The organism is Conexibacter sp. CPCC 205762, assembly GCF_030646155.1.
Taxonomy (GTDB): Bacteria; Actinomycetota; Thermoleophilia; order Solirubrobacterales; family Solirubrobacteraceae; genus Conexibacter.
The window spans coordinates 19,476-44,155 of record NZ_JAUTDN010000004.1; the positions used below are offsets into that span (position 1 = coordinate 19,476).

23 protein-coding genes are annotated in these 24,680 nt (G+C 71.6%); 14 read left to right on the forward strand and 9 right to left on the reverse strand.

Annotation, left to right across the window (positions count from 1 at the left end; all coding sequences use genetic code 11):
• Entirely contained in the window at positions 1 to 939 is a 939-nt protein-coding gene (locus Q7L73_RS05435) for a 2-deoxy-5-keto-D-gluconate 6-phosphate aldolase domain-containing protein (RefSeq protein ID WP_304686607.1), read from the reverse strand.
• Between the two features lie 110 nt (positions 940 to 1,049).
• Between Q7L73_RS05435 and Q7L73_RS05440 the strand changes: the two genes are divergently transcribed.
• Genes Q7L73_RS05440 through Q7L73_RS05455 form a run of 4 tightly spaced genes read left to right on the forward strand, consistent with a single transcriptional unit; the run spans position 1,050 to position 5,093 of the window.
• A complete protein-coding gene (locus tag Q7L73_RS05440; protein WP_304686608.1) occupies positions 1,050 to 2,342 on the forward strand; it encodes an alpha-glucosidase/alpha-galactosidase in 1,293 nt (430 codons plus the stop codon).
• The gene (locus tag Q7L73_RS05445) at positions 2,339 to 3,337 is read left to right on the forward strand and encodes a carbohydrate kinase family protein (RefSeq protein ID WP_304686609.1); all 999 of its coding nucleotides are present in this window, start codon (positions 2,339 to 2,341) and stop codon (positions 3,335 to 3,337) included. The genes Q7L73_RS05440 and Q7L73_RS05445 overlap by 4 nt, the downstream gene beginning before the upstream one ends.
• The gene (locus tag Q7L73_RS05450) at positions 3,334 to 4,305 is read left to right on the forward strand and encodes a 1-phosphofructokinase family hexose kinase (RefSeq protein WP_304686610.1); all 972 of its coding nucleotides are present in this window, start codon (positions 3,334 to 3,336) and stop codon (positions 4,303 to 4,305) included. The genes Q7L73_RS05445 and Q7L73_RS05450 overlap by 4 nt, the downstream gene beginning before the upstream one ends.
• A 29-nt stretch (positions 4,306 to 4,334) precedes the next feature.
• A complete protein-coding gene (locus tag Q7L73_RS05455; protein WP_304686611.1) occupies positions 4,335 to 5,093 on the forward strand; it encodes a DeoR/GlpR family DNA-binding transcription regulator in 759 nt (252 codons plus the stop codon).
• On the opposite strand, the gene Q7L73_RS05460 is transcribed toward Q7L73_RS05455, so the two are convergent.
• The 6 genes from Q7L73_RS05460 to Q7L73_RS05485 all read right to left on the reverse strand — a co-directional run bounded on the left by Q7L73_RS05460 (position 5,090) and on the right by Q7L73_RS05485 (position 11,625).
• Complete coding sequence (locus Q7L73_RS05460; RefSeq protein WP_304686612.1) at positions 5,090 to 6,286, reverse strand: ABC transporter ATP-binding protein; 1,197 nt, start codon at positions 6,284 to 6,286, stop codon at positions 5,090 to 5,092. The two genes, Q7L73_RS05455 and Q7L73_RS05460, sit on opposite strands and share 4 nt — an antisense overlap.
• A 37-nt stretch (positions 6,287 to 6,323) precedes the next feature.
• Entirely contained in the window at positions 6,324 to 7,229 is a 906-nt protein-coding gene (locus Q7L73_RS05465) for a carbohydrate ABC transporter permease (RefSeq protein WP_304686613.1), read from the reverse strand.
• On the reverse strand, positions 7,226 to 8,146 hold the full coding sequence (locus Q7L73_RS05470) for a carbohydrate ABC transporter permease (protein ID WP_304686614.1): 921 nt from the start codon (positions 8,144 to 8,146) through the stop codon (positions 7,226 to 7,228). The genes Q7L73_RS05465 and Q7L73_RS05470 overlap by 4 nt, the downstream gene beginning before the upstream one ends.
• A gap of 59 nt (positions 8,147 to 8,205) precedes the next feature.
• Positions 8,206 to 9,525: an ABC transporter substrate-binding protein gene (locus tag Q7L73_RS05475; RefSeq protein ID WP_304686615.1), complete on the reverse strand. Its 1,320-nt coding sequence runs from the start codon at positions 9,523 to 9,525 to the stop codon at positions 8,206 to 8,208.
• A 65-nt stretch (positions 9,526 to 9,590) separates the two neighbouring features.
• Positions 9,591 to 10,493, reverse strand: a complete 903-nt coding sequence (locus Q7L73_RS05480) for an SIS domain-containing protein (protein ID WP_304686616.1) — start codon at positions 10,491 to 10,493, stop codon at positions 9,591 to 9,593.
• Between the two features lie 58 nt (positions 10,494 to 10,551).
• Positions 10,552 to 11,625, reverse strand: coding sequence for an amidohydrolase family protein (locus Q7L73_RS05485; protein ID WP_304686617.1), 1,074 nt, complete (start codon positions 11,623 to 11,625; stop codon positions 10,552 to 10,554).
• Positions 11,626 to 11,768: 143 nt separating this feature from the next.
• On the opposite strand from Q7L73_RS05485, the gene Q7L73_RS05490 reads away from it, so the two are divergent.
• The 10 genes from Q7L73_RS05490 to groL all read left to right on the forward strand — a co-directional run bounded on the left by Q7L73_RS05490 (position 11,769) and on the right by groL (position 19,758).
• Positions 11,769 to 12,617, forward strand: coding sequence for an endo alpha-1,4 polygalactosaminidase (locus Q7L73_RS05490; RefSeq protein WP_304686618.1), 849 nt, complete (start codon positions 11,769 to 11,771; stop codon positions 12,615 to 12,617).
• A gap of 70 nt (positions 12,618 to 12,687) precedes the next feature.
• Complete coding sequence (locus Q7L73_RS05495) at positions 12,688 to 13,476, forward strand: Fpg/Nei family DNA glycosylase (protein ID WP_304686619.1); 789 nt, start codon at positions 12,688 to 12,690, stop codon at positions 13,474 to 13,476.
• Entirely contained in the window at positions 13,464 to 14,198 is a 735-nt protein-coding gene (locus tag Q7L73_RS05500) for a glycerophosphodiester phosphodiesterase (protein ID WP_304686620.1), read from the forward strand. The genes Q7L73_RS05495 and Q7L73_RS05500 overlap by 13 nt, the downstream gene beginning before the upstream one ends.
• Positions 14,199 to 14,310: 112 nt before the next feature.
• Positions 14,311 to 14,811 carry an RNA polymerase sigma factor gene (locus Q7L73_RS05505; RefSeq protein WP_304686621.1) on the forward strand — a complete coding sequence of 167 codons (501 nt, stop codon included), beginning with the start codon at positions 14,311 to 14,313 and terminating at the stop codon, positions 14,809 to 14,811.
• Entirely contained in the window at positions 14,798 to 16,018 is a 1,221-nt protein-coding gene (locus tag Q7L73_RS05510; protein ID WP_304686622.1) for a DUF4349 domain-containing protein, read from the forward strand. Before Q7L73_RS05505 ends, Q7L73_RS05510 begins: the two co-directional genes overlap by 14 nt.
• A gap of 75 nt (positions 16,019 to 16,093) precedes the next feature.
• Positions 16,094 to 16,789: a Crp/Fnr family transcriptional regulator gene (locus tag Q7L73_RS05515; RefSeq protein WP_304686623.1), complete on the forward strand. Its 696-nt coding sequence runs from the start codon at positions 16,094 to 16,096 to the stop codon at positions 16,787 to 16,789.
• Entirely contained in the window at positions 16,779 to 17,216 is a 438-nt protein-coding gene (locus tag Q7L73_RS05520) for an NUDIX hydrolase (RefSeq protein WP_304686624.1), read from the forward strand. Before Q7L73_RS05515 ends, Q7L73_RS05520 begins: the two co-directional genes overlap by 11 nt.
• A gap of 12 nt (positions 17,217 to 17,228) precedes the next feature.
• The gene (locus tag Q7L73_RS05525) at positions 17,229 to 17,627 is read left to right on the forward strand and encodes an ASCH domain-containing protein (protein ID WP_304686625.1); all 399 of its coding nucleotides are present in this window, start codon (positions 17,229 to 17,231) and stop codon (positions 17,625 to 17,627) included.
• A gap of 148 nt (positions 17,628 to 17,775) precedes the next feature.
• A complete protein-coding gene (gene groES / locus Q7L73_RS05530) occupies positions 17,776 to 18,072 on the forward strand; it encodes a co-chaperone GroES (RefSeq protein ID WP_304686626.1) in 297 nt (98 codons plus the stop codon).
• 48 nt (positions 18,073 to 18,120) lie between these two features.
• On the forward strand, positions 18,121 to 19,758 hold the full coding sequence (groL, locus tag Q7L73_RS05535; protein WP_304686627.1) for a chaperonin GroEL: 1,638 nt from the start codon (positions 18,121 to 18,123) through the stop codon (positions 19,756 to 19,758).
• A gap of 81 nt (positions 19,759 to 19,839) precedes the next feature.
• Here the strand turns inward: groL and Q7L73_RS05540 are convergent, their stop codons facing one another.
• Together Q7L73_RS05540 and Q7L73_RS05545 are read right to left on the reverse strand one after the other, a co-directional pair.
• The gene (locus tag Q7L73_RS05540) at positions 19,840 to 20,610 is read right to left on the reverse strand and encodes a DeoR/GlpR family DNA-binding transcription regulator (protein ID WP_304686628.1); all 771 of its coding nucleotides are present in this window, start codon (positions 20,608 to 20,610) and stop codon (positions 19,840 to 19,842) included.
• A gap of 76 nt (positions 20,611 to 20,686) precedes the next feature.
• A complete protein-coding gene (locus Q7L73_RS05545; RefSeq protein ID WP_304686629.1) occupies positions 20,687 to 24,385 on the reverse strand; it encodes an Ig-like domain repeat protein in 3,699 nt (1,232 codons plus the stop codon).
• Between the last annotated feature and the right edge of the window lie 295 nt (positions 24,386 to 24,680).

Below are 24,680 nucleotides of genomic sequence, written 5' to 3' on the forward strand. Positions count from 1 at the left end.
TCAGGCTGCGGCGGCGCTCGCCTCCGCCGCCAGGTAGACGTCGATCGCCTGGGCGTAGCCGTCGGCGATCTCGGTGACCGCCTGGTCGCGCGGGAGGCCGTCGTGGATCAGGGCGCCGATCGCTCTCCACCAGATCGAGCGGCCGATCGCGAAGCCCTCCCAGCCGCGCGCGGCGGCGGCGACCGCGAGCCAGTGCTCGACACGCGGCTGCGGGGCGTTGCGGCCGAGCACGATGCAGGGGACGCCGGCCTGGGCAGAGACCGCCTCGGCCTCGGCGACCGTCTCGAAGCCCTCCAGCTTCCACAGCGGCGCCTGCACGCCGGCGCGCTGGAAGGCGTCAATCGTCGCGATCGTCAGCTCCGTGCGCAGCTCCGCGTCGTAGCGGTCCCGATCGCCGTTGACACTGTCGAGCTGCGCGGTCGTCGGCGGCACGAGCAGCTCGAAGAGGAGGTCGGAGGGCCCGGCGGCGACCAGCTCCGAGACGGCGGCGAGCGTCTCGCACTGGCGCGCGTTGGCGGTCGCGTCACCGCCGGGGTTGCAGCGCACGAGCACCTTCGCGTAGGTCGGCGCGAGCGCCGCGATGTGGGCCGCGGCGTCGTCGCCGTACTCCAGCTCGAACTCGTCCTGGCCGCTCGCCTCGATCGCGACCGCGGTCGCGAGGCCGGCCGCCTTCGCGCGCGGCACGACGCCGCCGCCGTACTGCTCGTCGACGAGCACGCCCGCGACGCCGCGCGCAGCGGACGCGACCGCATCGCCCGCACCAGCGTCCGCCGCACCGCCCGCCGAGCGCGCGAGCCCGGCGACGGCGCCCTCGTAGATCACCTGCTTGGCATCCGGCAGCAGCTCGCCTGCGCGCGTCTCCTGCCCCGGCAGCAGCCCGCGCACGAGACCGGAGCGGTGGTCGAAGGCGAGCAGGAAGAGGGGAGAGTCGATCGCCATGGGTTCCCTTCGTGGAGACGGCGCGTGAGCAGCGCCGGTCGCTCAGAACGATTGATCTTGCTCGTTTTGAACCCTAGCCGATCAGGATTGCGCAGTGTAGGCTGTCCGCCATGGTCAAGATCACGTTCATCGGCGCCGGGAGCGTCGTCTTCACGCGGGAGCTGCTCGGCGACCTGCTCGCCTTCGAGGAGCTGGCCGACACCCACATCGCGCTCTACGACATCAACGCGGAGCGGTTGGAGACGGCGGCGGCGATGGCGCGCTGGACAGACGCCCAGCTCGGCGGCAAGGCGACGATCACGACCCACAGCGACCGCCGCGAGGCGCTCGACGGCGCCGACTTCGCGATCAACATGGTCCAGGTCGGCATGCACGCCTCGACGCTGCTCGACTTCGAGATCCCGGCCAGATACGGCCTCCGCCAGACGATCGGCGACACGCTCGGGATCGGCGGCATCTTCCGCGCGCTGCGGACGATCCCGGTGATGCTCGGGATCGGCGAGGACCTCGCCGAGCTCGCGCCGAACGCGTGGCTGCTGAACTACACCAACCCGATGTCGATCCTCTGCCAGGCGTACGCGGAGGGCTCGCCGCACAAGCAGGTCGTCGGCCTCTGCCACTCGGTCCAGCACACCACGCTGGAGCTGGCGAGACTGATCGGCGTGCCGTTCGAGGACGTCACCTTCCTCGGCGCCGGCGTCAACCACCAGGCGTTCATCCTCCGCTTCGAGCAGGACGGCGAGGACCTCTACCCGCGCCTGCGCGCGAAGCTCGCCGCCGACCCCGACCTGCAGCGGCGCGTGCGGATGGAGCTGTTCACGCGGCTCGGCTACTTCCCGACCGAGTCGAGCGAGCACAGCGCCGAGTACCTGCCGTGGTTCCTGCGCGACGACGAGCTGGTCGACCGCTTCCGCCTCAAGGTCGGCGACTACATCGAGCGCAGCGAGGAGAACCTCGCCGAGTACGAGCAGATCAAGAAGGGCCTCGCCGAGGGCGCGCAGTTCCCGCTCGAGCGCAGCCTCGAGTACGCCTCGCTGATCGTCCACGCGATGGTGACGGGCAAGCCGCAGGTGATCTACGGCACGGTGCAGAACAACGGCCTGCTCGGCGACCTGCCGGCGCGCTCGGCGGTCGAGGTCCCCTGCCTGGTCGACAGAACCGGCGTGCGGCCGACACCCGTGCACGACTACCCGTCGCACCTCGCCGCGCTCAACCGCAGCTTCCTCAACGTCGCCGACATGACCGTCCGCGCCGCGCTGGAGGGCCGCCGCGACCACGTCCTGCACGCCGCGATGCTCGACCCGGCGACCGCGGGGACGCTCAACCTCGACCAGACCGCCGCGCTCGTCGACGAGCTGATCGCGGCCCACGGCGATCTGCTGCCGGAGGGTCTGCGCGCTTGACCGAGCAGCTCGACGTGCTCGTGGTCGGGGACCTCAACCCCGACCTGCTCGTCAGCGGCGCGGACCTCGCGCCGCGCTGGGGCCAGGCCGAGCGCGACGCCGAGATGCGCCTCGTGCTCGGCGGCTCGGCCGGCATCGCGGCCGCCGGGATGGCGCGGATCGGCCTGCGCACCGCGCTCTGCGCGACGATCGGCGACGACGACTTCGGCGTCGCCGCACGGCGGATGCTGGTCGAGCACGGCGTCGAGACGACGGAGCTGACGACCGTCGCCGGCAGCCGCACCGGCCTCTCGATCCACCTGCTCGCGGGCGACGACCGCGCGATCTACACCGAGCGCGGCGCGATGGTCGCGCTGACCGCCGCCGACGCGACGGCCGCGATCGAGCGCCGCCGTCCGCGCCACGTCCACCTCGCCGCCGTCTACCTGCTGCCCGCGCTCGCGCGCGACGGCGGCGCGATCGTCGACGCCGCGCACGCGGCCAAGGCGACCGTCTCCGTCGACACCAACTTCGACCCGGACGAGCGCTTCGAGCTGCCCGCCTGGCTCACCAGCGCCGACGCGCTGCTGCCGAACGCGACCGAGGCGCTGCGGCTGACCGGCCGCGACGCGACCACGGCCGGCGACGACGCCGGCGCAGCGCTCGCCGCGGCCGCCGCCGAGCTGGCCGCCGGCGGCGCGCTCGTCGCCGTCAAGCAGGGCGCGCAGGGCGCGTTCGCGCTCGGCGGGGCGCGCCTTCCGTTCCCCGGCGACGAGCACGGCGACCGCGCCGAGATCGCGGTTCCGAGCGGGATCGCCGCCTTCGCGGACGCGGTCGGAGCCGGTGACAGCTTCGACGCCGGTATCGTCCGCGCGCTGGTCGACGGTCGTCCGCTGCGCGATGCGCTCGCCTTCGCCTGTGCGGCCGGCACGCTCTCCACCCGCGCCGCCGGCGGCACCGCAGCCCAGGCGACGCTCGACGAAGCCGCCACGCTCGCGAAGGAACTGCTCAGATGATCGCCGCGCTCGCTCCCAATCCCTCGATCGACCGCTTCTTCCTGGTCGCCGACCAGGTCCGCGTCGGCGCGATCCACCGCCCCTCGGAGCTGGTGAAGGTCGCCGGCGGCAAGGGGCTGAACGTCGCCCGCGCAGCGTCGTCCCTCGGCGGCGACGTGCGCGCGATCGCGCTGCTGGCCGGCCACGCCGGCCGCTGGATCGCCGACGAGCTGCTCGACAACGCGATCCGCGCCGACGTCGTCTGGACGACCGGCGAGACGCGCAGCTCGCTCTCCGCCGCCGACCCCGAGTCGGGCCGCCCGACCGAGTTCTACGAGCGCGGCGAGTCGACCGACCCGGCCGCGTGGGAGCGCTTCGCCGAGCGCGTCAGCGCGCTCTCCGGCGCCAGCTGGGCGTCGATCTCGGGCTCGCTGCCGCAGGGGATCCCGGCCCGCGCGAGCGCCGACCTGGTCGAGCGCGCCCGCTCGACCGGCGCGCGCGTCGCCGTCGACCAGGCCGGCGCGGCGCTGTCGGCGGCGCTCGGCGCGGCGCCCGACCTCGTCAAGGTCAACGCCGTCGAGGCGCGCGACCTGACCGGCCACGAGGAGCCGCGTGCGGCGGTGCAGGCGCTGCACGAGAGACTGACCGCCAGACGCGACGCGCTCGGCCTCGACGCGCCCGCGACGGTCGTCACGGCCGGCGAGGACGGCGCCTACCTGATCGCCCCCGACGGCCGCCTCTTCCGCGGCTCGCTCGACGTCCGCGGCCCGTTCCCCAACGGCTCCGGCGACTCCTTCCTCGGCGGCCTGCTGGTCGCGCTCGACGGCGGCGCGGACGCGCTCGTCGACGCCTCCGAGCGCTGGCAGGCGGCTCTGCCGCTGGCGCTCGGCGCGGCGACCGCGAACGCCGAGCGCGCCGGCGCCGGCCGGCTCGACCCGCGCCGCGCCCGCACGCTCGCCGCGCAGGCCGCGGTGCAACGCCTCTCCTGACCACCCCCGACGTTAGGCTTCGTTCCAGCATGAATCGCGCAGAACGCCTCGGCGGCATCCTCGAGCATCTCGCCGAGCGCGGCAGCGTCGACGTCGAAGACCTCGTCGAGGCGCTCGGCGTCTCGCCCGCGACCGTCCGCCGCGACCTGCAGACGCTGCACGAGCAGCGGCTGCTGGAGCGCACGCACGGCGGTGCGGTCGCGATCAACGGCCTCTACGAGCTGCCGCTGCGCTACCGCGGCTCGCTCAACCGCGAGCAGAAGCTGCGGATCGCCCGCGCGGCGGTCGCGCACGTCAGCGACAACGCGACGGTCGCGCTGACCGGCGGCACGACGACGACCGAGGTCGGCCGCATGCTCGTGCAGCTGCAGGAGCTGACGGTCGTCACGAACGCGATCAACATCGCCGCCGAGCTGGCGGTGCGGCCGAACATCCGCCTGATCGTCAGCGGCGGCGTCGCGCGCGCGGCCTCCTACGAGCTGGTCGGCCCGCTCGCCGACGACACGCTCGCGCAGCTCAACGTCGAGCTGGCGTTCGTCGGCGTCGACGGCATCAGCTCGGGCGCCGGCCTCACGACCCACCGCGAGGTCGAGGCGCGCACCAACCGGATGCTGATCGACCGCGCCTCGCGCGTGATCGTCGTCGCCGACGGCTCGAAGGTCGGAGCGACCGCGCTCGCGCGGATCCACGACCTCGCCAGAGTCGACGTGCTGATCACGACGAGAGAGGCCGACGCCGACGAGCTGCGCGCGATCGCGGCCGCCGGCGTCAGCGTCGAGACCGTCTAGGCAGCGGCCGGCTGCTCGCTCGGCTCGGCGGCGAGCCCGAGCGCCTCGCCGCTGGCGGGGTCGAAGAAGTACAGCTGCTCGTTGTCGACGCGCAGCGACATCGGCTGCTTGGCGACCGGCGCGGTGCGGCCGTCGAGCACCGCGACGAAGCGGGCGCGGGGCGCGTCCTCGACCAGCAGGCGCGTGGCGTGGACGTCCTCCTCCGCCGCCAGCACGGCGTCGCCCTGGACCGGCGTCGCGTCGAGGCCGAAGCTGACGTGGACCTCGTCGCCGAGGTGCTCGACGAGGTCGGGCACGACCTCGATCCGCGGCAGCGCCTCGTCGGCGCGCGGACCGTCTGCGGTGAAGGCCGCCGGGCGCACGCCGAGGATCACGTCGCGCGCGGCGCCGCGCAGCGGCGAGCCGTCGGCGAGCGGGATCGCGAGCCCGGCGAAGCGGACGCAGCCGCCCTCGATCCGCGCCTCGACCAGGTTCATCGCCGGCGAGCCGATGAAGGCCGCGACGAACAGGTTGCGCGGCCGCCGGTACAGCTCCTGCGGCGAGGCGCACTGCTGCACGACGCCCCCGCGCAGGACCGCGACGCGCGTGCCGAGCGTCATCGCCTCGACCTGGTCGTGGGTCACGTAGACGGTCGTGATGCCGAGCCGCTCGTGCAGCCGCGCCAGCTCGCCGCGCATCGTCGTGCGCAGCTTCGCGTCGAGGTTGGAGAGCGGCTCGTCGAGCAGGAAGGCGCTCGGCTCGCGCACCATCGCGCGGCCGATCGCGACGCGCTGGCGCTGGCCGCCGGAGAGCTGCGACGGCTTGCGCTGCAGCATCTCCTCCAGCCCCAGCATCCGCGCCGCGTCGGCGACGCGCTCCTCGATCAGCGCCTTCGGCGCCTTGCGCTGCTTGAGCCCGAAGGCAAGGTTCTCGCGCACCGTCTTGTGCGGGTAGAGCGCGTAGTTCTGGAAGACCATCGCGATGTCGCGGTCGGGCGGGGCGACGTGCGTGACGTCGGTGTCGCCGATCACGACCTGGCCGCCGGAGACGCGCTCGAGCCCGGCGATCATCCGCAGCAGCGTCGACTTGCCGCAGCCGGAGGGGCCGACGAGCACCATGAACTCGCCGTCGCGGACCTCCAGCGAGACGTCGTCGACGGCGACCACGCCGCCCTCGTAGACCTTCGAGACGCCGTTGAGGTGGATGGCACCCATCAGTTCACTCCGCTTTCAGTGCACGTGCACGTCATGACTACCCCTTCACCGCGCCCGAGGCGATCGAGCGCACGAACGTCTTCTGCGCCGCGAGGAACGCGAGCAGCACCGGCAGCGTCGCGATCACGTTCGCGGCCATGATCGCCGACGGGTTCTGCTCCGAGCGGCTTCTGAACGACGCGACGCCGAGCGGGAGCGTGTTGTGCGCCTCGCTGGAGATCGCGATCGCCGGCCACGAGACGTCGTTCCAGGTCAGCAGGAAGGTGACGACGGCGACCGTCGCCAGCGCAGGCCGCGCCAGCGGCAGCACGATCGTCCAGAGGATCTTCCAGCGCGAGCAGCCGTCCATGTAGGCCGCCTCCTCCAGCTCCGGCGGCAGCGACAGGAAGAACTGCCGCAGCAGGAAGACGCCGAACGGCGTCACCAGCGACGGCACGATCAGCGACCACAGCGTGTCGATCATGCCGAGGTGCTCGAAGATGATGAAGGTCGGGATCAGCGTCAGCTGGAACGGGATCACCATCGTCGCGAGCATGATCCCGAGCGTGATGCCGGAGCCGCGGAATCTCATCCGCGCGAACGCGTAGCCGGCCATCGAGCAGAACAGCACGTTCGCGACGACGCAGACCGACGAGACGATCAGCGAGTTGAGGAACCAGGTCGAGATCTCGGTGTCCTCGAACAGGAAGCGATAGCCGTCGAGGTGGAGCGAGCCGGGGATGATCGTCGGCGGGAACTTGTACAGCTGCTGGGCGCTCATGAACGAGGCCAGCAGCATCCACAGCAGCGGCGCCGCCAGCAGCAGCGTCGCCGGCGCCAGCGCCAGGTGCCAGGGGTCGAACGGCAGCCAGCGCCAGCCCTTCTTGACCGGCCCGGCGGCGACCGGGCGGGCCGGCGAGTCGAGCTGCTCGCGGCCGCGGCGGCGCGAGGCGACCGCGCTCATGCCGTCGCCCCCCTGCCGCGCCGCGAGACGGCGAATCTGCCGAGCCAGAAGGCGAGGCCGATGGCCGCCAGGCCGGCGACGACGATGTACGACGCGGCCGCGCCGGTGCCGTAGGCCGACTCGCGGATCGAGCGGTAGATGAAGTAGACGACCACGACGGTCGCGTCGCCGGGGCCGCCGGCGGTCGAGCCGTAGACGAGGTCGAACAGCTGGATCCCCTGGACCGTCTGCCACAGCAGCAGGAAGATCGTCACCGGCGCCAGCGCCGGCGCCGTCACCGCCTTGAACGTCCCCCACGCGCGCGCGCCGTCGATCGACGCCGCCTCGGTCAGCTCTCTGGGGATGTCCTGCAGCGCGGCGAGGAAGATCACGGCGCAGAAGCTGATGCAGCTGGTGCCGGCCCAGAGGCCCGCGAGCACGAGCAGCAGCAGCGCCTGTCTGCCGTCGGAGAAGAACGGCTGCGGCGCGATCCCGACCTTGTCGAGCAGGCCGTTGGCGACGCCGACCTGGTCGTCGAAGATGACCGAGAAGAGCACGCCCTGGACGGTCGCGGAGACGATCACCGGCACGAACGCGAGCGTGCGGTAGACGCCGATGAAGCGGACGCGCTTGTTCAGCAGCAGCGCCAGCCCGAGCCCGCCGAGGATCGACAGCGGCACGAACAGCGCGGTGTACGTGATCGTGTGCTCGACCGCGCCGCGGAACTTCTCGTCGTGGAACAGCTCTCTGTAGTTGTCGAACCCGGCCCACGAGGTCGTCTCGGCGATCGGGTCCTTGTCCTGGAACGACAGCAGCAGCGACCAGAAGACCGGCACGATCGCCAGCCCGACGATGATCACGACCGCCGGCAGCAGGTACAGCCAGGCCGAGGGCGTCTCGCCGAAGACGCGCTCGACCAGCCGGCGGTGGGGCGGCACGCCGCTGTCGCGGCGTGCCTCGTCGCCCCGGGGTCCTTGTGCGAAGACCGTCGACACGGTCAGTCGCCGGCGAGCGCCTCGTCCGCGCCGCTGACCGCCTCGTCGAGCGCGGCCTGCGGATCCTTGGTCCCGAGCAGGACCGCGACGATGCCGCTGCCGGTCGCCTCGGAGAGCTTCGGGTAGGCCTGGATCACCGGCCGCACACGTGCATCCTCCAGCGCCGCGACGAACGTGTCCAGCCCGACGCGCGACTGCGCCAGTCTTCTCCATATCGGCTGCTCGGCGGTGCTTCTGCGCAGCGGCAGCGAGCCGGCGTTGACGTCCCACTCGGCGTCCTGCTCGGGCTGCGTCAGCCACTGGACGAACTCCTGCGCGGCTCTCGCGCGGGCGTCGCCGTTGTCGAACAGCATCCAGGTGTCGGGACCGGAGATCGTCGTCGGTCTGTCGGAGAAGCTCGGCATCGGCACGACGCCGTAGTCGACTCTCGCCTGCTCGATCACGGGCAGCTGCCACGGGCCGGTCGGGACCATGCCCATGCGGTTGTTGTTGAACAGCGCGTACATCTTCTCGCTGCCCGCGGTCTTGTCGAGGTAGACCGACTTGTCGGCGACGGCCATGTCGTTGATCGTCGTGAACGCTCTCAGGCCCGACTCGCCGGAGAAGCCGGCCTTCGTGTTGTCCTCGGCGGTGACGTCGCCGCCGAGCTGCCAGATCATCGGCCACAGGCGCCAGACGGTGTCCTCGTCGCCGACGGCCGGCCAGCCGGTGCCGAACTGGCCCTTGCCGCTGTCGGTCAGTCTCTGCGCGATCTCGCGGTAGTCGTCCCACGTCCAGCCCGCTCTGGGCTCGGCGATGCCGGCCGCTCTGAACAGTCTTCTGTTGTAGACGACCGCCATCGAGTCGATCACGGCCGGGACGGCGCGGATCTTGCCGTCGACGGTGACCGCCTCACGCGCGGGCGGGTAGAAGTCATCCCAGTTCCAGCTGGCGTCTCTGACCGCGTCGGTCAGGTCGAGCGCCTTCGGGCTGCGCGCCAGCGAGGCGACGTTGGGACCGAACTGGTAGACGACGTCGGGGTACTTGCCGCCGGCCAGCGCGGCCGTCATCTTCTGGTAGAGGTTGTCGGACGGGGCGCCGACCTCCGCCTTCACGACGACGTCTCTGTGCGTCGCGTTGAATCTCTTCACGAGCGCCTCGATCGTCTGCTTGGCGGTCTGGTTCTGACCGTGCCAGAAGGTGATCTCGACCGGGCCGCCGCCGTCGCCGCCCCCGCCGCTGCCGCCGCCGTCGTCGGAGCTGCCGCAGCCGGCGACGACCAGCGCCACCACCGCCGCCAGCAGCGCCATCACCGCGATGCGTGCTCTGTTCCGTGTCCGCACTTGCACTCAGCCTCTCTCTTCTCCGCTCGACATGACCGGGCCGTCAGGGGCCGCACCCGGGTACCTCACGTCAGGACCTCGAGCTCCTCCTCGCTGAGGACCACCGATCGCGTCAGGTTCCGCGGCGTGTCGGGGTTGAGGCCCCGTGCTTCCGCGATCCCCAGCATCGCCCGCTGTGCCAGCACGAGCGATGCCATCGGGTCCAGCTCCGGCACCACCAGGTTGGCACCGGTGGAGCCGATCTGCTCGACGATGGCCGCGTCGAGCGCGGACATCGACCAGACGACCCGGCCGGGCGCAGCGACGCTGATCGGCCCGTGCCGGTATTCGAAGGCGTTGTAGGACTCGGCCCACGCCTGCGCCGCCTCGCGCAGCTTCAGCGCCGCCTCGTGCGCGAGGCCGACGGTCCAGCCGAGGCCGAGGAACGACCACTGCTCGACGGCGCCGGGATCGAGCGGCAGCGGCAGCTCCAGCGCACGCTGCGCGTCGTCGGCGGCGGCGAGCACCGCCTCGGGCTCGACCTGCGCGCGCAGCAGCGCCAGCGCGGTCGTCGCGAAGCGGGTCTGCACGACCGACCGCTCGTCGGCGAAGCCGAGGTCGATGACGGCGCCGGCGGCGGCGCCGACAGGCGTGTCGACGACGGCGGTCAGCGCGACGGTGCGCGCGGCAGCCGAGCGCTGCAGCACGCGCGTGACCTCGCTGGTCGTGCCGGAGCGGGTGATCGCGACGAGCACGTCGTAGCAGCGCGCCTCGGGCAGCTCCGACGCGGCGAAGGCGTCGGTCTCGCCGAGGCCGGCGCCCTCGCGCAGCGCGGCGTACGCCTGCGCCATGAAGAGCGACGTCCCGCAGCCGACGACGGCGACGCGCTCGCCGGCTGCCGGCAGCAGCTCGGCGGCTCCCTCGGCGAGCGAGACGGCCCGCCGCCAGTCGGCGGGCTGCGTCGAGATCTCGTCAGATGTGATGCTCATTTGTGAATGAATAGCTCAGTAAACGATCAAATGCAAGCATCTGATGCGTTCGCAATCGTCAAATCCCAGCATTTGCGAGGACGCGGCGGGCGTTGCCGGCGTAGAACGGCTCGAGCAGCTCCGGAGCCAGATCGAGGCCGGAGATCCGCCAGCGGCCCGACGGCCACGGTTCGGCGGGATCCCAGTGGTAGTGGAACTGCTCGTCGTCGCTCTCGGCGAAGCGCCAGTGCAGCTCGTACATCTCGCGCCGCGGCGGGAAGGCGTCGCTGCCGAACAGGACGCGCGTCGGGTGGCGCTCCAGCAGCCGTCTCGTCGCGCGCGGCTGACGGCCCAGCTCGGCGATCCGCGCGGAGACGTCGACGACGAGGTTGGGATGGTCGTCGAGCATCCTCCCCACACGCGCGAGGTCCTCGGCGGCGGAGGCCATGTGCGCGCCGATGAAGGTCGTGCGCGGATGGGCGGCGACGAGCGCCTCCAGCGCGTCGATCAGCGCGTCGTAGGAGGGCAGACCAGGTCTGCCGAACGCCCACTCAGGATGAGCGCCGAGCTCGTCCCAGCGCTCGTTCGCCTCGTCCACCGGCCACCAGAAGGCGACGGGATCGGCGGTGTGGATCAGCACCGGCAGCCCCAGCTCGCCGGCCGCCTCGAACAGGTCGAAGAGGCGCGCGTCGTCGGGCATCACGAGCCGGTCGTCGCCGTCTCTGACGCCGAGGCCGAGGTCCTTCCAGACCTTCAGCCCCTTCGCGCCGGCGGCGTGGGAGGCGCGCAGCGAGGCGACGAGCGCGTCGGAGGCGGCCGCCGCGGGGCGCGCCGCCAGCTCCTCCCAGGGCGCGTGGCAGAAGGTCGCGAAGCGGCCGGGATGGGCGCGGTCGTAGCGGTCGAGGTTGGCCTCCAGCTCCGCGCCCCAGCGACCGTCGAGGTTGACGATCGCGCAGACGTCGACCATCTCCATCAGCGCCAGCAGCGCCGGCACGTCGGCGATCGACCAGTCGCCGTCGCGCCCGACCCACGAGGACAGCCATCTGCCGAGGTGGTTGTGCGCGTCGATCGCCGGCACCGCGGCGCGCGGAACGAAGGTCTCCTGCACCTTCAGTGCGGTTCTGATGAGCGAAAGTGACTGTTTTGTGCTCATTCGCGCACACTACCGCTTGACGCACGCAATCTCACGCGGCATCCTCGGCGCGACGCCTGCCCCCAGCCGGTAACCAGCCCGGCGCCCATTCACGCCAGAGCAGCCGGCTCGAGGCGGGGTCGGCAGGCAGAAGGGGGATTCACGTGCGTTCACGCACTCGCCGGCTCCATCCGATCGCGCTCGCGATCGCCGTCCTCGCAGCGCTGCTCGCAGCCTGCTCGTCAGCGTCCGGGGCATACACGCTGCCGCCCGCCAACGGCCAGTTCGACTACCAGATCGGCGCGGCCTACACACCGGTGTCGACGGTCAGAATCGTCGACCGCGACCGCCTCGCCGCGCCCGTCAGCGGCAAGTACAACGTCTGCTACGTCAACGCCTTCCAGACGCAGCCCGACGACGCCACCTGGTGGACGAGAAACCACTCCGATCTGCTCCTCAGAAAGAACGGCAGATATGTGATCGACCCCGACTGGCCCGACGAGTACATCCTCGACACCTCGACCGCAGCCAAGCGCACCTCGCTGCTGGCGATCGTCGGCCCCTGGATCGACAGATGCGCCAGCGACGGCTTCCAGGCGGTCGAGCCCGACAACCTCGACTCCTGGACCCGCTCCAGAAGCCTCATCACGAAGGCCAACAACAGAGCGTTCGCGACGCTGCTGGCCAGCCGCGCCCACACCGCCAACCTCGCGATCGCGCAGAAGAACGCGGTCGAGCTGGCGTCGCAGAAGGCGTCGATCGGCTTCGACTTCGCGATCGCCGAGGAGTGCGAGGTGTGGACCGAGTGCGGCGACTACACCGACGCCTACGGCAACCAGGTGTACGAGATCGAGTACAACGACAACACCGAGGACGCGAACGGCAGAACGGTCCTGCCGATCAGCTTCTTCAGAAGCGCCTGCACGGCGCGGGGGGCGAGCATCTCGATCGTCTACCGCGACCGCGACGTCGTCGCTCCGAGCACGAGCGGCTACGAGTACCAGTGGTGCTGAGCCGCTGAGCCCGGCGCGGGTGTTCGCAGATCGTTCACCCGCGCCGCCCGGCGCTTCGTACTCTGTGGAGATGCCCGAAGGCGACACGATCCTGCGTGCCGCGCGGCGGATCCGGCCGGTCCTGGAGGGAGAGGTCCCGGAGCAGATCCGCACGCCGCACCCGCGCCACGCCGCCGACCGCTGGCCCGAGCGGCTGGACGGGCGGCGCGTGCTCTCGATCGATCCCTACGGCAAGCACCTGTTCCTGCGCTTCGAGGGCGACCTGACGCTCCACTCGCACCTGCGCATGACCGGCGCCTGGGCCGTCCACCCCGTCGGGGCGCGCTGGCGCCGCGCGCCCCGCCGCGCCTGGCTGGTGCTGCGCGCCAAGGGCCAGGAGGTGGTCGAGTTCGACGGGCCGCTGCTGGAGCTGATGACCGAGTCGCGCACCCGCTTCGACGCGCGCCTGCGGGCGCTCGGCCCCGACCTGCTCGCCGACGACTGGGAGCCGCAGCGGTTCCTGCGCAGACTGCGCGCCGACGACCAGACGCGCGGCATCGGCGACGCGCTGCTGGACCAGCGCAACGTCGCCGGCATCGGCAACATCTGGAAGGCCGAGGGCTGCTGGGGCGCCGCGATCGACCCGTGGCGGCGCGTGCGCGACGTCAGCGACGAGGAGGCGGTCGCGATCGTCGAGAACGCGCGGCCGCGGATGCTCGCCGCCGCCGTGCCGTCGAGCGGCGGCCGCGTCGAGCGCGGCGACCGCCACGTCTACAGACGCACGGGGATGCCATGCCCGCGCTGCGGCACGCGGATCAAGGCGCGCGGCCAGGGCGACGACAATCGCACGACCTACTGGTGCCCGGGATGTCAGCACTGAAGACCAAGCGCGTCGGCCACAAGGGCGCCGACCTGATCGCGCCCGGCAACACGCTCGCGAGCTTCGACGCCGCGCGTACGGCCGGCGTCGAGATGATCGAGTTCGACGTGCTGCCGGGGCTCGGCGCCGACGGCAGACCGGACCCGGCGCGCGGCCGCCTGCTGCTCGCGCACGACTACGAGGACGCCGCCCGCGCCGACGTGCTCGGCCTCGGCGACGGCCTCGCCCACCTCGCCGGGCCCGCCTTCGACGGGATCGAGCTGGACGTCGACCTGAAGATCCCCGGCTACGAGCTGCGCGTCGTCGACGCGCTGCGCTCCCACGGGCTCGTCGGGCGGACGCTGATCTCGACCACCTATCCGCAGTCGCTCGCGCGCATCCGCGCCTACGAGCCGGCGCTGCGGCTGGGCTGGTCGGTGCCGCGCGCCAAGCGCGACTACACGACCTCGGCGCTGTTGAAGCTGCCCGCCTACGGGGCGGTGCTGGTGATGCGCCAGGCGCTGCCGAGACGCGCGGTCGAGGCGCTGCGCGCCAGACGCTGCGACGCGCTGATGGTCCACTGGCGGCTGGTGACGCAGAGACTGGTCGACGAGATCGCGCGCGCCGGCGGCGAGCTGTACGTCTGGACGGTCGACGACGCGGAGCAGATCGCGAAGCTGGTGGCGATGGGCGTGACCGGCGTCATCACCAACGACCCGCGGTTGTTCCCGGCCGCCGGCTGAGCCGCCACGCCGCGCCCGCGTGACGACGTGGGGGCGAATTTCTTTGTGACGGAGTCGGCTGCCGGCGCGTAGTGCCGGTGTGAACGCCACCATGACCGCCACGCCGACGGCCGTGGACAGCTCTTGGGAGCGCTTCGAGGCGCTCTACCGCGCGAGTCGCGACGACGTGTACGCGTACGTCGCGACGCTGCTGCGCGACGCGGCGGCGGCCGAGGACGTCACCGCCCTCGCGTTCGAGCGCGCGTACCGCCGTCGGCGCACGTTCGACCGCCGGCGCGGCAACGAGCGCGCCTGGCTGTTCGGGATCGCGCGCAACGCCGCGCTCGACGAGCTGCGCAGGCGCAGACGCCACGCGACGCTCGCCGCCGACCCGGCCGACGAGCGCAGCGACGTCGCCGACGACGCGACCGACGCGGCGCTCGCGCGCACGACCGTCCGCGCCGCGCTGCAGACGCTCGATGCGCGCGAGCGCGAGCTGGTCGCGCTGAAGTTCCACGCCGGCCTCTCCAACGCCGAGATCGCGAAGCTGATCGGCGTCAGCGAGTCGAACGCCGGCACGCTCCTGCATCGCACGATGACCAAGCTGAGGAAGGCCTGCCATGCGCCGTCGTGAGCAGCTGGACCCCGTCGCCGCGCGTGAGCTGGCGGCGATCGACGCCGCGCTGCTCGGCAACCCGCACGGTGCGATCGCGCCCGAGGACGCCGAGCTGGCCGAGCTGGCGACGCTGCTGGTCGCCGAGGCGCCGCGCCCGTCGTCGTCCTTCACGGCCGCGCTCGACGCGCGCGTGGAGCGCAGATTCGCGGGCGCGGCGGCGCGCGACGCCGCGCGCGGGGCGGCGCCGACCCGCCCTGCCCGCGTGCGCCGCCTTCCGCTCGTCCCGGCCTTCGCCGGGGTCGCGCTCACGGCCGTGCTGGCGCTGCTGGTGGCGTTCAACTCGCTCGACAGCAGCGGCGACCGGCCGGCCTCCTCCGCGGGCAGCTCGAGCGCGCTCGACTCGTCAGCCGGATCGGGCGCGTCCGCTCCGGGCGAGGCGCCGGCGACCGCGCCCGAGTCGGCGGCGCCCGATGCCGACGCCGCCGCGGGCGCCGCCGCGCCCGACCGCGCCGCGCCCCCGGCCGACGCGACGGCCGGCCGCAAGGTCGAGCAGTCCTCGACCGTCGAGCTGGGGGCGCCGGCCGACAAGGTCGACGACGTCGCCCAGGGCGTGCTCGGCGTCGTCGACCGCGCCGGCGGGATCGTCGACGAGTCGACCGTCGCCACCCGCACGGGCGGCGGCGAGGCGCGCTTCCAGCTGCGGATCCCCGCCGCGAGACTGCAGGCCGCGCTCGGCCAGCTGTCGAGACTGCCCGACGCGCAGGTGCTGTCGCGCACCGACGACACGCTCGACGTCAACCAGACGTACGTCTCCGTCGCGCGCAAGCTGGACGGCGCGGAGGCCGAGCGCAGAGGCCTGCTGAGCGCGCTCGCGAAGACGAGCGACGCGGACGAGATCGACCGCCTGAAGGGGCGCCTCGGCAGCGTCGAGCAGCAGATCGCCGCGCTGCAGCGCAGCCAGCGCGCGCTCGACCGCCGCGTCGACTACAGCCGCGTCGACCTGACCGTGCGCGCGACCGCGGACGACGGCAGCGGCGGAGGCGGCGCGAGCTTCACGCCCGGCAGCGCGCTCGGCGACGCCGGCCGCGTGCTCGCCGTCACCGCCGGCGTGATCGTGATCGCGGCGGCGGCGCTGGTGCCGGTCGCGCTGCTGGCGCTGCTGGCGTGGCCGCTCGCGCGCGCCTCGCGCCGCCGCCGGCGCGAGCAGGCGCTCGACGGCGCCTAGGGGAAACCCCCCGAAACGCGGGAGATACGACGCCGCCGCCTCCGCGAAGGGGGCGGCGTCTGATACATACCTGGGGTGGCTACGAGCACCGAGGACACCGTCGCGCTCCTGGCGCGGGTGCCGACGTTCGAGGCGCTCGGCCCGGAGGAGCTGTCGCGCGTGGCGGAAGTGGCCGTCCCGCGCCGCTACGAGCCGGGCCGCGTGATCTTCCGCGAGAACGACGCCAGCGACACCTGCTACGTGCTCAAGCGCGGCCACGTGCGCGTGATCCGCGAGCACGCCGACGGCCGCACGATCACGCTCGCCAACTTCGGTCCCGGCGACATCTTCGGCGAGCTGGCGATGTTCGAGGACGAGCGCCGCTCGGCGACCGTCGAGACGCTCGACGAGGTCGAGGCGATCGCGATCCTCGGCTCCGACATGCGGCGGCTGATGCGCGAGCACCCGGACATCGCGGTCAAGCTCGTGATCTCGCTCGGGCGGCGGCTGCGCGCCGCCAACGAGCGCATCTCCAGCCAGTCGTTCCAGACCGTCCAGAGCCGCGTCGCGACGGTCGTGATGCAGCTCGTCAAGGAGGCGCAGGACGAGGGCGCCGGCAACCGCGACGTGCTCGTCTCCGCGACCCAGGCCGACATAGCGAAGCTGGCCGGCTCCTCGCGCGAATCGGCCAGCCGCTTCCTCGCCGTGCTCGAACGCGCGGGTGTGATCGAGCAGGGCCGGGGAAAGCTCACCGTCCATGACCCCTCGGCGCTCGAGCGCTATGTCTACTGAGAACGACGGCCGCGAGCTGTCGGCCGGCGGCGTCGTCGTGCGCGGCGACGAGGTGATCGTGATCGTGCCGACGCGGCGCGGCGCGCAGGGCCAGAGAGTGCTCGGCCTGCCGAAGGGCCACGTCGACCCGGGCGAAAACGCCGAGCAGGCGGCGACGCGCGAGGTGCGCGAGGAGGCCGGCGTCGACGCCGAGCTGGTCAGCAAGCTCGGCGACGTGCGCTACTTCTACCAGCGCGACGGCCAGCGGATCTTCAAGATGGTGCGCTTCTTCCTCTTCGACTACCGCCGCGGCAGCCTCGACGACCACGACGACGAGGTCGAGGAAGCGCGCTGGATGCCGCTGGCGGAGGCGGCCAGAGCGCTCAGCTACAGAGGCGAGCGCGAGATGGTCGAGCGCGCGCTGTCCGCGATCGCGCAGGAACGATAGGGTGGTGTCGCAGTGCGAGTCCTGAACTTCTACTCGGCCGTCTTCGCCGACCAGCTGCGGAACGGGCGCAAGACCGCCACGATCCGCCTCGGCGACAAGTCGCACAAGTACCACAAGAACGAGTGCGTGCTGGTGACGATCGGCTACCAGTACTCGCCCCGCGAGCGGATCTTCCATGCCGTGATCGACGCCGTCGAGGTCAAGCGCGTGCGCGACCTCAGCCCGCGCGACATCGAGCACGACAACCCGGAGTTCCGCCGCACCGAGGAGATGATCCATTTCCTCGAGCAGATCTACGACCGCACCGTCTCGCTCGACGACACGGTCACCGTCGTGCGCTTCTCGCAGATCATCGAGCGCCCGCCGACGATCCGCGACCGCCTGCACGGCATCGGCGGCGCGCAGAACTGATCGCTCTTGGCACTCCCCCGTTGGGAGTGCCAAATCCTCCTTTCCATTCCGTCCGCGGGTGGCTATAGTGGACGCCAGTTGGCACTCTCATGCCGTGAGTGCCAAGTCGTCACAGCGAACGCTCTTCCCACCCCGGAGGTTGCATCACATGTCGAAGCTCAAGCCCCTCGGCGATCGTCTGATCGTGAAGGCGGTCGAGGAGGAGGAGACCACCGCAAGCGGTCTCGTGCTTCCCGACACGGCCAAGGAGAAGCCCCAGAAGGGCAAGGTCGTCGCCGTCGGCGACGGTCGCTGGGATGACGAGGGGGAGAAGCGGATCCCGCTCGACGTCGCCGAGGGCGACGAGGTCCTGTACAGCAAGTACGGCGGCACCGAGATCAAGATCGACGGCGAGGACCTGCTGGTCCTGCGCGAGTCGGACGTCCTCGCCAAGGTCACGGCGTAGCAGCGCTCTCAGCGCTCCGCGGATCCAACAGGAGATAACGAACCAGATATGGCTCACAAGGAACTGAAGTACGACGCCGACGCCCGCAAGGCGCTCGAGGCCGGCGTCGACGCCGTCGCCAACGCCGTCAAGGTCACGCTCGGCCCGAAGGGCCGCTACGTCGTGCTCGACAAGAAGTTCGGCGCTCCCACGATCACGAACGACGGCGTCACGATCGCCCGTGAGATCGAGGTCGAGGACGTCTTCCAGAACCAGGGCGCGCAGCTCGTCCGCGAGGTCGCCACGGCGACCAACGACATCGCCGGCGATGGTACGACCACCGCCACGGTGCTCGCCCAGGCGATCGTCCGCACCGGTCTGAAGAACGTCGCCGCCGGCGCCAACCCGCTCGGCCTCAAGCGCGGCATCGAGACGGCCGTCGAGCAGGTCGTCGCCTCGATCGGCAGCCTCTCGAAGGAGATCTCCGGCAAGGAGCAGATCGCTCGCGTCGCGACGATCTCGGCCGGCGACGAGGAGATCGGCGAGGTCATCGCCGACGCGATCGAGAAGGTCGGCAAGGACGGCGTCGTGAACGTCGAGGAGGGCCAGACGTTCGGCATGGACCTCGAGTTCACCGAGGGCATGCAGTTCGACAAGGGCTACATCTCGCCCTACATGGTCACCGACCAGGACCGCATGGAGGCCGTGCTCGAGGATCCCTACATCCTCATCGCGAACTCCAAGATCGGCTCCGTCCGCGACGTGCTGCCGGTCCTCGAGGCCGTCATCCAGTCGGGCAAGCCGCTCCTGATCATCGCCGAGGACGTCGAGGGCGAGGCGCTCGCGACGCTCGTCGTCAACAAGCTGCGCGGCACCTTCACGGGCGTCGCGGTCAAGGCGCCGGGCTTCGGCGACCGCCGCAAGCGCATGCTCGAGGACATCGCGATCCTCTCCGGCGGCGAGGTCATCACCGAGGACCTCGGCCTCAAGCTCGAGAACACGCAGATCTCGCAGCTCGGCCGCGCCCGCCGCGTCGTCGTCGCCAAGGACAACACGACCGTCATCGACGGTGCCGGCGACGCCGAGGCGATCAAGGGCCGCATCAAGCAGATCAAGTCGGAGATCGAGACCACGGACTCGGACTTCGACCGTGAGAAGCTCCAGGAGCGTCTCGCCAAGCTCTCCGGCGGCGTCGCCGTCGTGAAGGTCGGCGCGGCGACCGAGACGGAGATGAAGGAGAAGAAGCACCGCGTCGAGGACGCGCTGCAGGCCACGCGCGCCGCCCTCGAGGAGGGCATCGTGCCCGGCGGCGGCGTCGCGCTGCTGCAGTCGGCCGACGCGATCGACCTCGACGGCATCACCGACGAGGACGAGAAGACCGGCGCGCGCATCATCCTGCGCTCGCTCGAGGAGCCGCTCCGTCAGATCTCGCACAACGCGGGTCTCGAGGGCTCGGTCGTCGTCAACGACGTCCGCAAGGCTGAGAAGGGCTTCGGCCTCAACGCCGCGACCGGCGAGATCGTCGACCTCGTCGCCGCCGGCGTCATCGACCCGGCGATGGTGACGCGCTCCGCGCTCCAGAACGCCGCGTCGATCGCCAAGAACATCCTCACGACCGAGGCGATCGTCGCCGAGGTGCCGGAGAAGGACGGCGGCGCCATGGGCGGCGGCATGCCCGACATGGGCGGCATGGGCGGCATGATGTAAGGAGGCCCCTGGCCTCTCTGGAGCAGCCGCTCCGCCAGCAGTCTCTCGAAGGGCCCGGCAACCGCCGGGCCCTTCGTCGTCCTAGGCGACGGTGACGGTGATGCCGGTGTCGTCGGCGATCGAGGCGGCGGGGGCCGTCAGCGGGAGGTCGGTGACGATGCGGTCGACGGCGACGGCGTCGCAGACGTGGACGAGGCCGGCCATCGAGAACTTCTCCGCGTCAGCGAGCAGGGCGACCTCGGCGGAGGCCTCGATCATCGCCCGCTTGATCGGCACCTCGACCATCGTCGAGTCCCAGATCGCGAGGCCGGCGTCGACGCCGCTGGTGCCGAGGAACAGCAGGTCGGCTCTCAGCTGGCGCAGCGTGCTCTCGGCCAGCACGCCGACGAGCGAGCGGTAGTTGCGGCGCAGCAGGCCGCCGGGCAGGATCAGCTCGATGTCGGCGTCGCCGACCAGCTCGTCGTAGACGGCCATGCTCGTCGTCACGACCGTGATCCTTCTGCCGTGCAGGTGACGGGCCGCCTGCAGCGTGGTCGTGCCGATGTCGATCATCAGCGTCTGGCCGTCCTCGACCAGCGCGGCGGCGGCCGCGCCGATGCGGTTCTTGGCGTCGAGCCGGACGACGACGATCTCGTCGAACGACTGCTCGCCGCTGACCTGGACGGCGCCGCCGCGGACGCGCTCGATGTAGCCCTCGCGCGCGAGCGCGTCGAGGTCGCGCCGGACCGTCATCTCCGAGACGCCGAAGCTGCGGGCGAGGTCGGCGACGTGCATCGGGCTGGTGCGGACGGCGCGCAGCATCTCCTGCCGTCGCTGCGCGGGGATCGTGTGGCGCTGGCGCGAGACGCTCATGGCTCGGAGGCTTGTATCAGAAAGACGCGCGGCCCCGGTCACCAAGGACCGGGGCCGCCGCGTCAGGCGTGGCCGTCTAGCGGACGCTGATCGGCAGCGTGCGCTTGCCGCTGGCCGAGACGGTCGAGCTGACCGTCTTGCCGTCCTTGCTGACGGTGACGACGACCTTCTGCGCGCGCGTGACGCGCTTGGCCGTCTTCAACGACAGCGTCACCGAGCCGCGTGCGCTGCGGGTGACGCGCTTCTTGCTGTTGGCGAGACGGGCGCTCGCCTTCAGCTTGCTGCTCTTCTTCGTCGCGCCCGACTCGCGCACGACGCACTTCACGGTGCGGCCCTTCACGAGCGTGCAGGAGACGGTGACGAGCACCTTGTCGCCCTTGGCGCCCTTCGGACCGGTGTCGCCCTTCGGCCCCTGCGGGCCGGTGGAGCCGGCCGGGCCGGCGGGACCCTGCGGGCCGGGCTGGCCCTGCGGACCCTCGGGGCCGGGAGCGCCGTCGGCGCTTCTGGCCGTGTAGCTGGCCGCGCGCGCCATGTAGTCGCCGTCGCCGCTGTAGCGGGCGGTGACCGTGTGGCCGCGGGGCGTGTCGATCGCGTCGACCGTCAGCTCGGCGCGACCCTGCGCGTCGAGCTTGACCGGCGCGCCGACGTCGGCGCCGTCGAGCTGGAACTGCACCGTGCCGGTCGCGGCGCCCGGGAACGGCGTCGTGCCGGCGACGCGAGCGCGCAGCTCGACCTCGGCCGGGCCGTCGGCGTCGGCGACCTCAGCCGCCGTCACCGTCAGCTTCGCCTGCGCCAGCGGCAGCGCCAGCGCCTGCACCTCGTCGGCCGGCGTCAGGTACGAGACGAGCGCCGTGCCGTCGGCGGCGAGCTTCGCGCGGCCGGCGGCGTCGAGCGGGATCGTCACGTGCTGCGTGCCGGCGGTGACCGCGATCTCCTGCGCTCCCACGACGCGCCCGTTCTGGTCGCTGCCCCAGACCGGGTAGCCGCCGTCGGTGACGGTGCAGGCGTCGAGGCCGTAGCTGGCGAGGTCGAGCAGCGACGAGGCCGCGTTCGGCAGCGCGCAGCTGCTGGTGTAGACCGGGATCGAGCCGGTCAGGCCCGACCACAGGTAGACGCGGGCCGTGCCCGAGCCGGTCGAGGTGACGTCGAGCTCGGCGCTGTCGGCGCCCAGTCTGACGTTGCTGACCGTGATGCTGTTGCTCGCCGGGGCGGGCGTGCGGCCGGCGATCGGGACGCCGTCCCGGGCCGACTGCGCGATCGTCTGCGGCGAGGTGGTGCCGTCGAGGTTGGAGCTGGAGACGATCGGCAGCGACGGAGTCGTCGGACGGCCGACCGGCGGCGTGTAGTTCGCCACTCTCGCGTGGCCCCAGCGGTACGGAGCGGCCTGCACGCCGTTGATCGCCGACCACGCCAGACGGGTCTGGTTGGCGTCGATGTGGCGCAGCGCGGTGGTGCCGGCGGCCGCGTTGTTGTCGTTGTCGTACGGCGTGATGTTGAGCGCCATCTTCTGCGGATCGACGGCGGCCGGGAGGTCGGCCATCGGGATCTTGACCTCGAGGTCGTAGCCGCCGCCCGCGTAGCTGTGGTCGGCGGTCGTCTCGTTCGTGCCGATCCATCTGGCGGTCGACTTGACCTCGACGCCGGGCGCGTTCGGGCCGTCTCTGACCGCGTCCGCGAGCGGGCCGGTCGAGTAGCCCTGGTGGTTGTCGGCGTCACGCGACCAGCAGGGGCCGTTGACGCCGTTGCCGTTTCTGCCCTCGGGGTCTCTCGTGTACGGGAAGACGCCGAGCTTGAACGTGTTGGCGGTGTCGAAGCTCGACTCGTTGGCGGTGCCGCGCGGGTCGATCAGGATCTCGACCGAGTCGGCCAGCCAGTGCGCGACGCACTCCGACGGAGTGACGGCGTAGCCCTGGTAGTCGTCCTGCACGTGGATCCAGAAGTAGAGCGCGTCACCTCTGTGCGAGACCTGCGCCCAGCTCGATCTGGCAGAGCCGGGGACCGTCGTCTCGGAGCCGCAGTCGACGCCGTTGGGCGTGCATCTCTTGCCGCCCTCCCAGTAGCGGCCGATGTCGAGTCTCTCGCCCGTGTACTCGCCGGCGCTGTATCTGCCGTCGACGACCGGGGCGGTCGTCTCCTCCGGGATCGTCGTGACGGGGACGACGGCCAGCGTCATCGTCTCGGCGCCGGTGCCAGCGCTCGGCTGGTCGTACGTCGTGTCGATTCTGACGCTCGCGAGCGGGCTCGTCGGCAGGCTCGTGTCGGTGTTGGTGACGTCGAACGAGACCGTCGTGTCGGCGCCGGCGGCGAGCGAGCCGTAGGACTTGGTCGCCTGCGGGGAGGTGAAGTTCGCCGGCAGCGTCAGTCTCACGTCGCCGGTCTGGGCGACGGTCGACCAGTTGTGGACGGCGACTCTGATCGTCTTCGTCTCGCCGACGCCGATCGACTGCAGCGCGAGCGAGCGGCCGAGGCGGCGCGCCAGCGGCGCGGTTCTCTCCGCCCACTGGTCGTACTCGGCCCAGGTGCCCCAGCGCTCGAGGCGACCCTCGACCGGCGAGACGACCTGCACGACGCCGTCGGTGTAGCCGGTCGCCGAGCCGGAGCTGACGAGCGCGCTTATCTTCGCGTTGCCGAGCGTGGCGCCCGCGGCCGGCGTGACCGTGAAGGTGACGGCGGTCTCGGCGGACGAGTTGGTCGCCGGCAGCGTCTTGCTCGCCGCGTCGACCGTCCAGCCGGACGGGACCGTCAGTCTGACGTCACCCGCCGGGATCGTCGCGCCGCCGGACTTCAGCCGCAGCGTCGCGTCGAACGCCTGGCCGGGCGTGTTGTAGAAGCGCGAGAAGGTCAACCGCTCGGTCGTGCCCAGCGGCAGGCCGCCGGGATCCTGGACGGTCGCGCCGTAGAGGATCGCGTCGTCACGGCCGGCGAGGCTGTTGGCCGTGCCGTCGGCTCTCAGGTTCGGCTGGAAGGGGACGGCCGCGAACGTCTGCCCGAAGCGCGAGCAGGAGGGGTCGGCGACGGTCTGGAACATCGTGCGGCTCTGCGTCGGGTACGCGAGGCGGCCCTCGGAGGCGACCTGCGCCCACGACTTCGGCGTGCCCGCGGGCTTGCCCTGGACGTTGCCCTCGGCCCACTTGTAGGGCGAGTCGTAGCCGAGCCAGACGCCGTTGACGGTGTCGAGGTTCGTCGCGCCGGGGACGAAGCCGCTGGTGCAGTTGGCGGCGAGCGCGTTGCCGCCGGTGCCGGTCGTCGAGCCGCCGGAGAAGACCTTCTTGACCTGCCAGGTGCTGAGCGCGCCCGGCCCGGTCAGCTGCTCGGGGAACATCGTCGGGTCGGCAGCGGCCTGCATGCCCTCCCAGATGTAGCGGCCGGCCTGCTGGTGGTTGCCGTGGCCGGCGCCCTGGATCGTCGGGTTGAAGCCGATGTAGACGTCCGGCTGCGTCATGCGGATGATCCGCGTGATCCGGCGCAGCGTCTCGTCCTGTCTCCAGAAGTACTGCGTCAGCGGGGCGCTGAGGTTGTAGAAGAAGTCGACGCGATCGAGGTTGAAGATGTCGACCGTGCCGGAGCGGTAGTGGGCGACGCGGTCCTCGTTCTCGCGTCGCAGGCCGAGCGCGGGACCGATCTCGGTGCCGGCGCCGTTGCCGCCGCCCTCGCCGCGCGTGACCATGATGATCCCGCACTTGGTGTCGTAGCGCTCGTGCCAGACACCGCACGGCCCGATGATCGAGGTGTCGTCGTCGGGGTGCGCCCACTCCCCCATGACGTTGATCTTCACACCCTTCCCGGCTCTGTAGACCGGCGCGGGCGCGGCCTGCGCCGTACCCGCGGTGAGGGCCGCGGCCCCCAAGACCGCTGCCGCTGCTGTAGCCCAAAGGCGCTTCACACCACTTCCTCCTGTCGGGGACAGACTTGCAACGCCGCGCGGGTCCGAACCACATCTCACAGCTTCGGACTACTTCGCACAACGTTAGTGAGATGTGAACTTAGAACTCACCCTCACACATGTCAAGAAAAGCGCTCAATCTGCTGTTTACAAGGGTCAGACCGTCGCTAACAGAAAATCACAGATT

Bases quoted from the DNA above. Each gene is read 5' to 3' on its own strand.
- Q7L73_RS05480 (WP_304686616.1), bottom strand. From the start codon at position 10,493: ATGAGCATCACATCTGACGAGATCTCGACGCAGCCCGCCGACTGGCGG.
- Q7L73_RS05450 (WP_304686610.1), top strand. From the start codon at position 3,334: ATGATCGCCGCGCTCGCTCCCAATCCCTCGATCGACCGCTTCTTCCTG.
- Q7L73_RS05485 (WP_304686617.1), bottom strand. From the start codon at position 11,625: ATGAGCACAAAACAGTCACTTTCGCTCATCAGAACCGCACTGAAGGTG.
- Q7L73_RS05500 (WP_304686620.1), top strand. From the start codon at position 13,464: ATGTCAGCACTGAAGACCAAGCGCGTCGGCCACAAGGGCGCCGACCTG.
- Q7L73_RS05440 (WP_304686608.1), top strand. From the start codon at position 1,050: ATGGTCAAGATCACGTTCATCGGCGCCGGGAGCGTCGTCTTCACGCGG.
- Q7L73_RS05455 (WP_304686611.1), top strand. From the start codon at position 4,335: ATGAATCGCGCAGAACGCCTCGGCGGCATCCTCGAGCATCTCGCCGAG.
- Q7L73_RS05495 (WP_304686619.1), top strand. From the start codon at position 12,688: ATGCCCGAAGGCGACACGATCCTGCGTGCCGCGCGGCGGATCCGGCCG.
- Q7L73_RS05510 (WP_304686622.1), top strand. From the start codon at position 14,798: ATGCGCCGTCGTGAGCAGCTGGACCCCGTCGCCGCGCGTGAGCTGGCG.
- Q7L73_RS05465 (WP_304686613.1), bottom strand. From the start codon at position 7,229: ATGAGCGCGGTCGCCTCGCGCCGCCGCGGCCGCGAGCAGCTCGACTCG.
- Q7L73_RS05520 (WP_304686624.1), top strand. From the start codon at position 16,779: ATGTCTACTGAGAACGACGGCCGCGAGCTGTCGGCCGGCGGCGTCGTC.
- Q7L73_RS05435 (WP_304686607.1), bottom strand. From the start codon at position 939: ATGGCGATCGACTCTCCCCTCTTCCTGCTCGCCTTCGACCACCGCTCC.
- groL (WP_304686627.1), top strand. From the start codon at position 18,121: ATGGCTCACAAGGAACTGAAGTACGACGCCGACGCCCGCAAGGCGCTC.
- groES (WP_304686626.1), top strand. From the start codon at position 17,776: ATGTCGAAGCTCAAGCCCCTCGGCGATCGTCTGATCGTGAAGGCGGTC.
- Q7L73_RS05540 (WP_304686628.1), bottom strand. From the start codon at position 20,610: ATGAGCGTCTCGCGCCAGCGCCACACGATCCCCGCGCAGCGACGGCAG.
- Q7L73_RS05460 (WP_304686612.1), bottom strand. From the start codon at position 6,286: ATGGGTGCCATCCACCTCAACGGCGTCTCGAAGGTCTACGAGGGCGGC.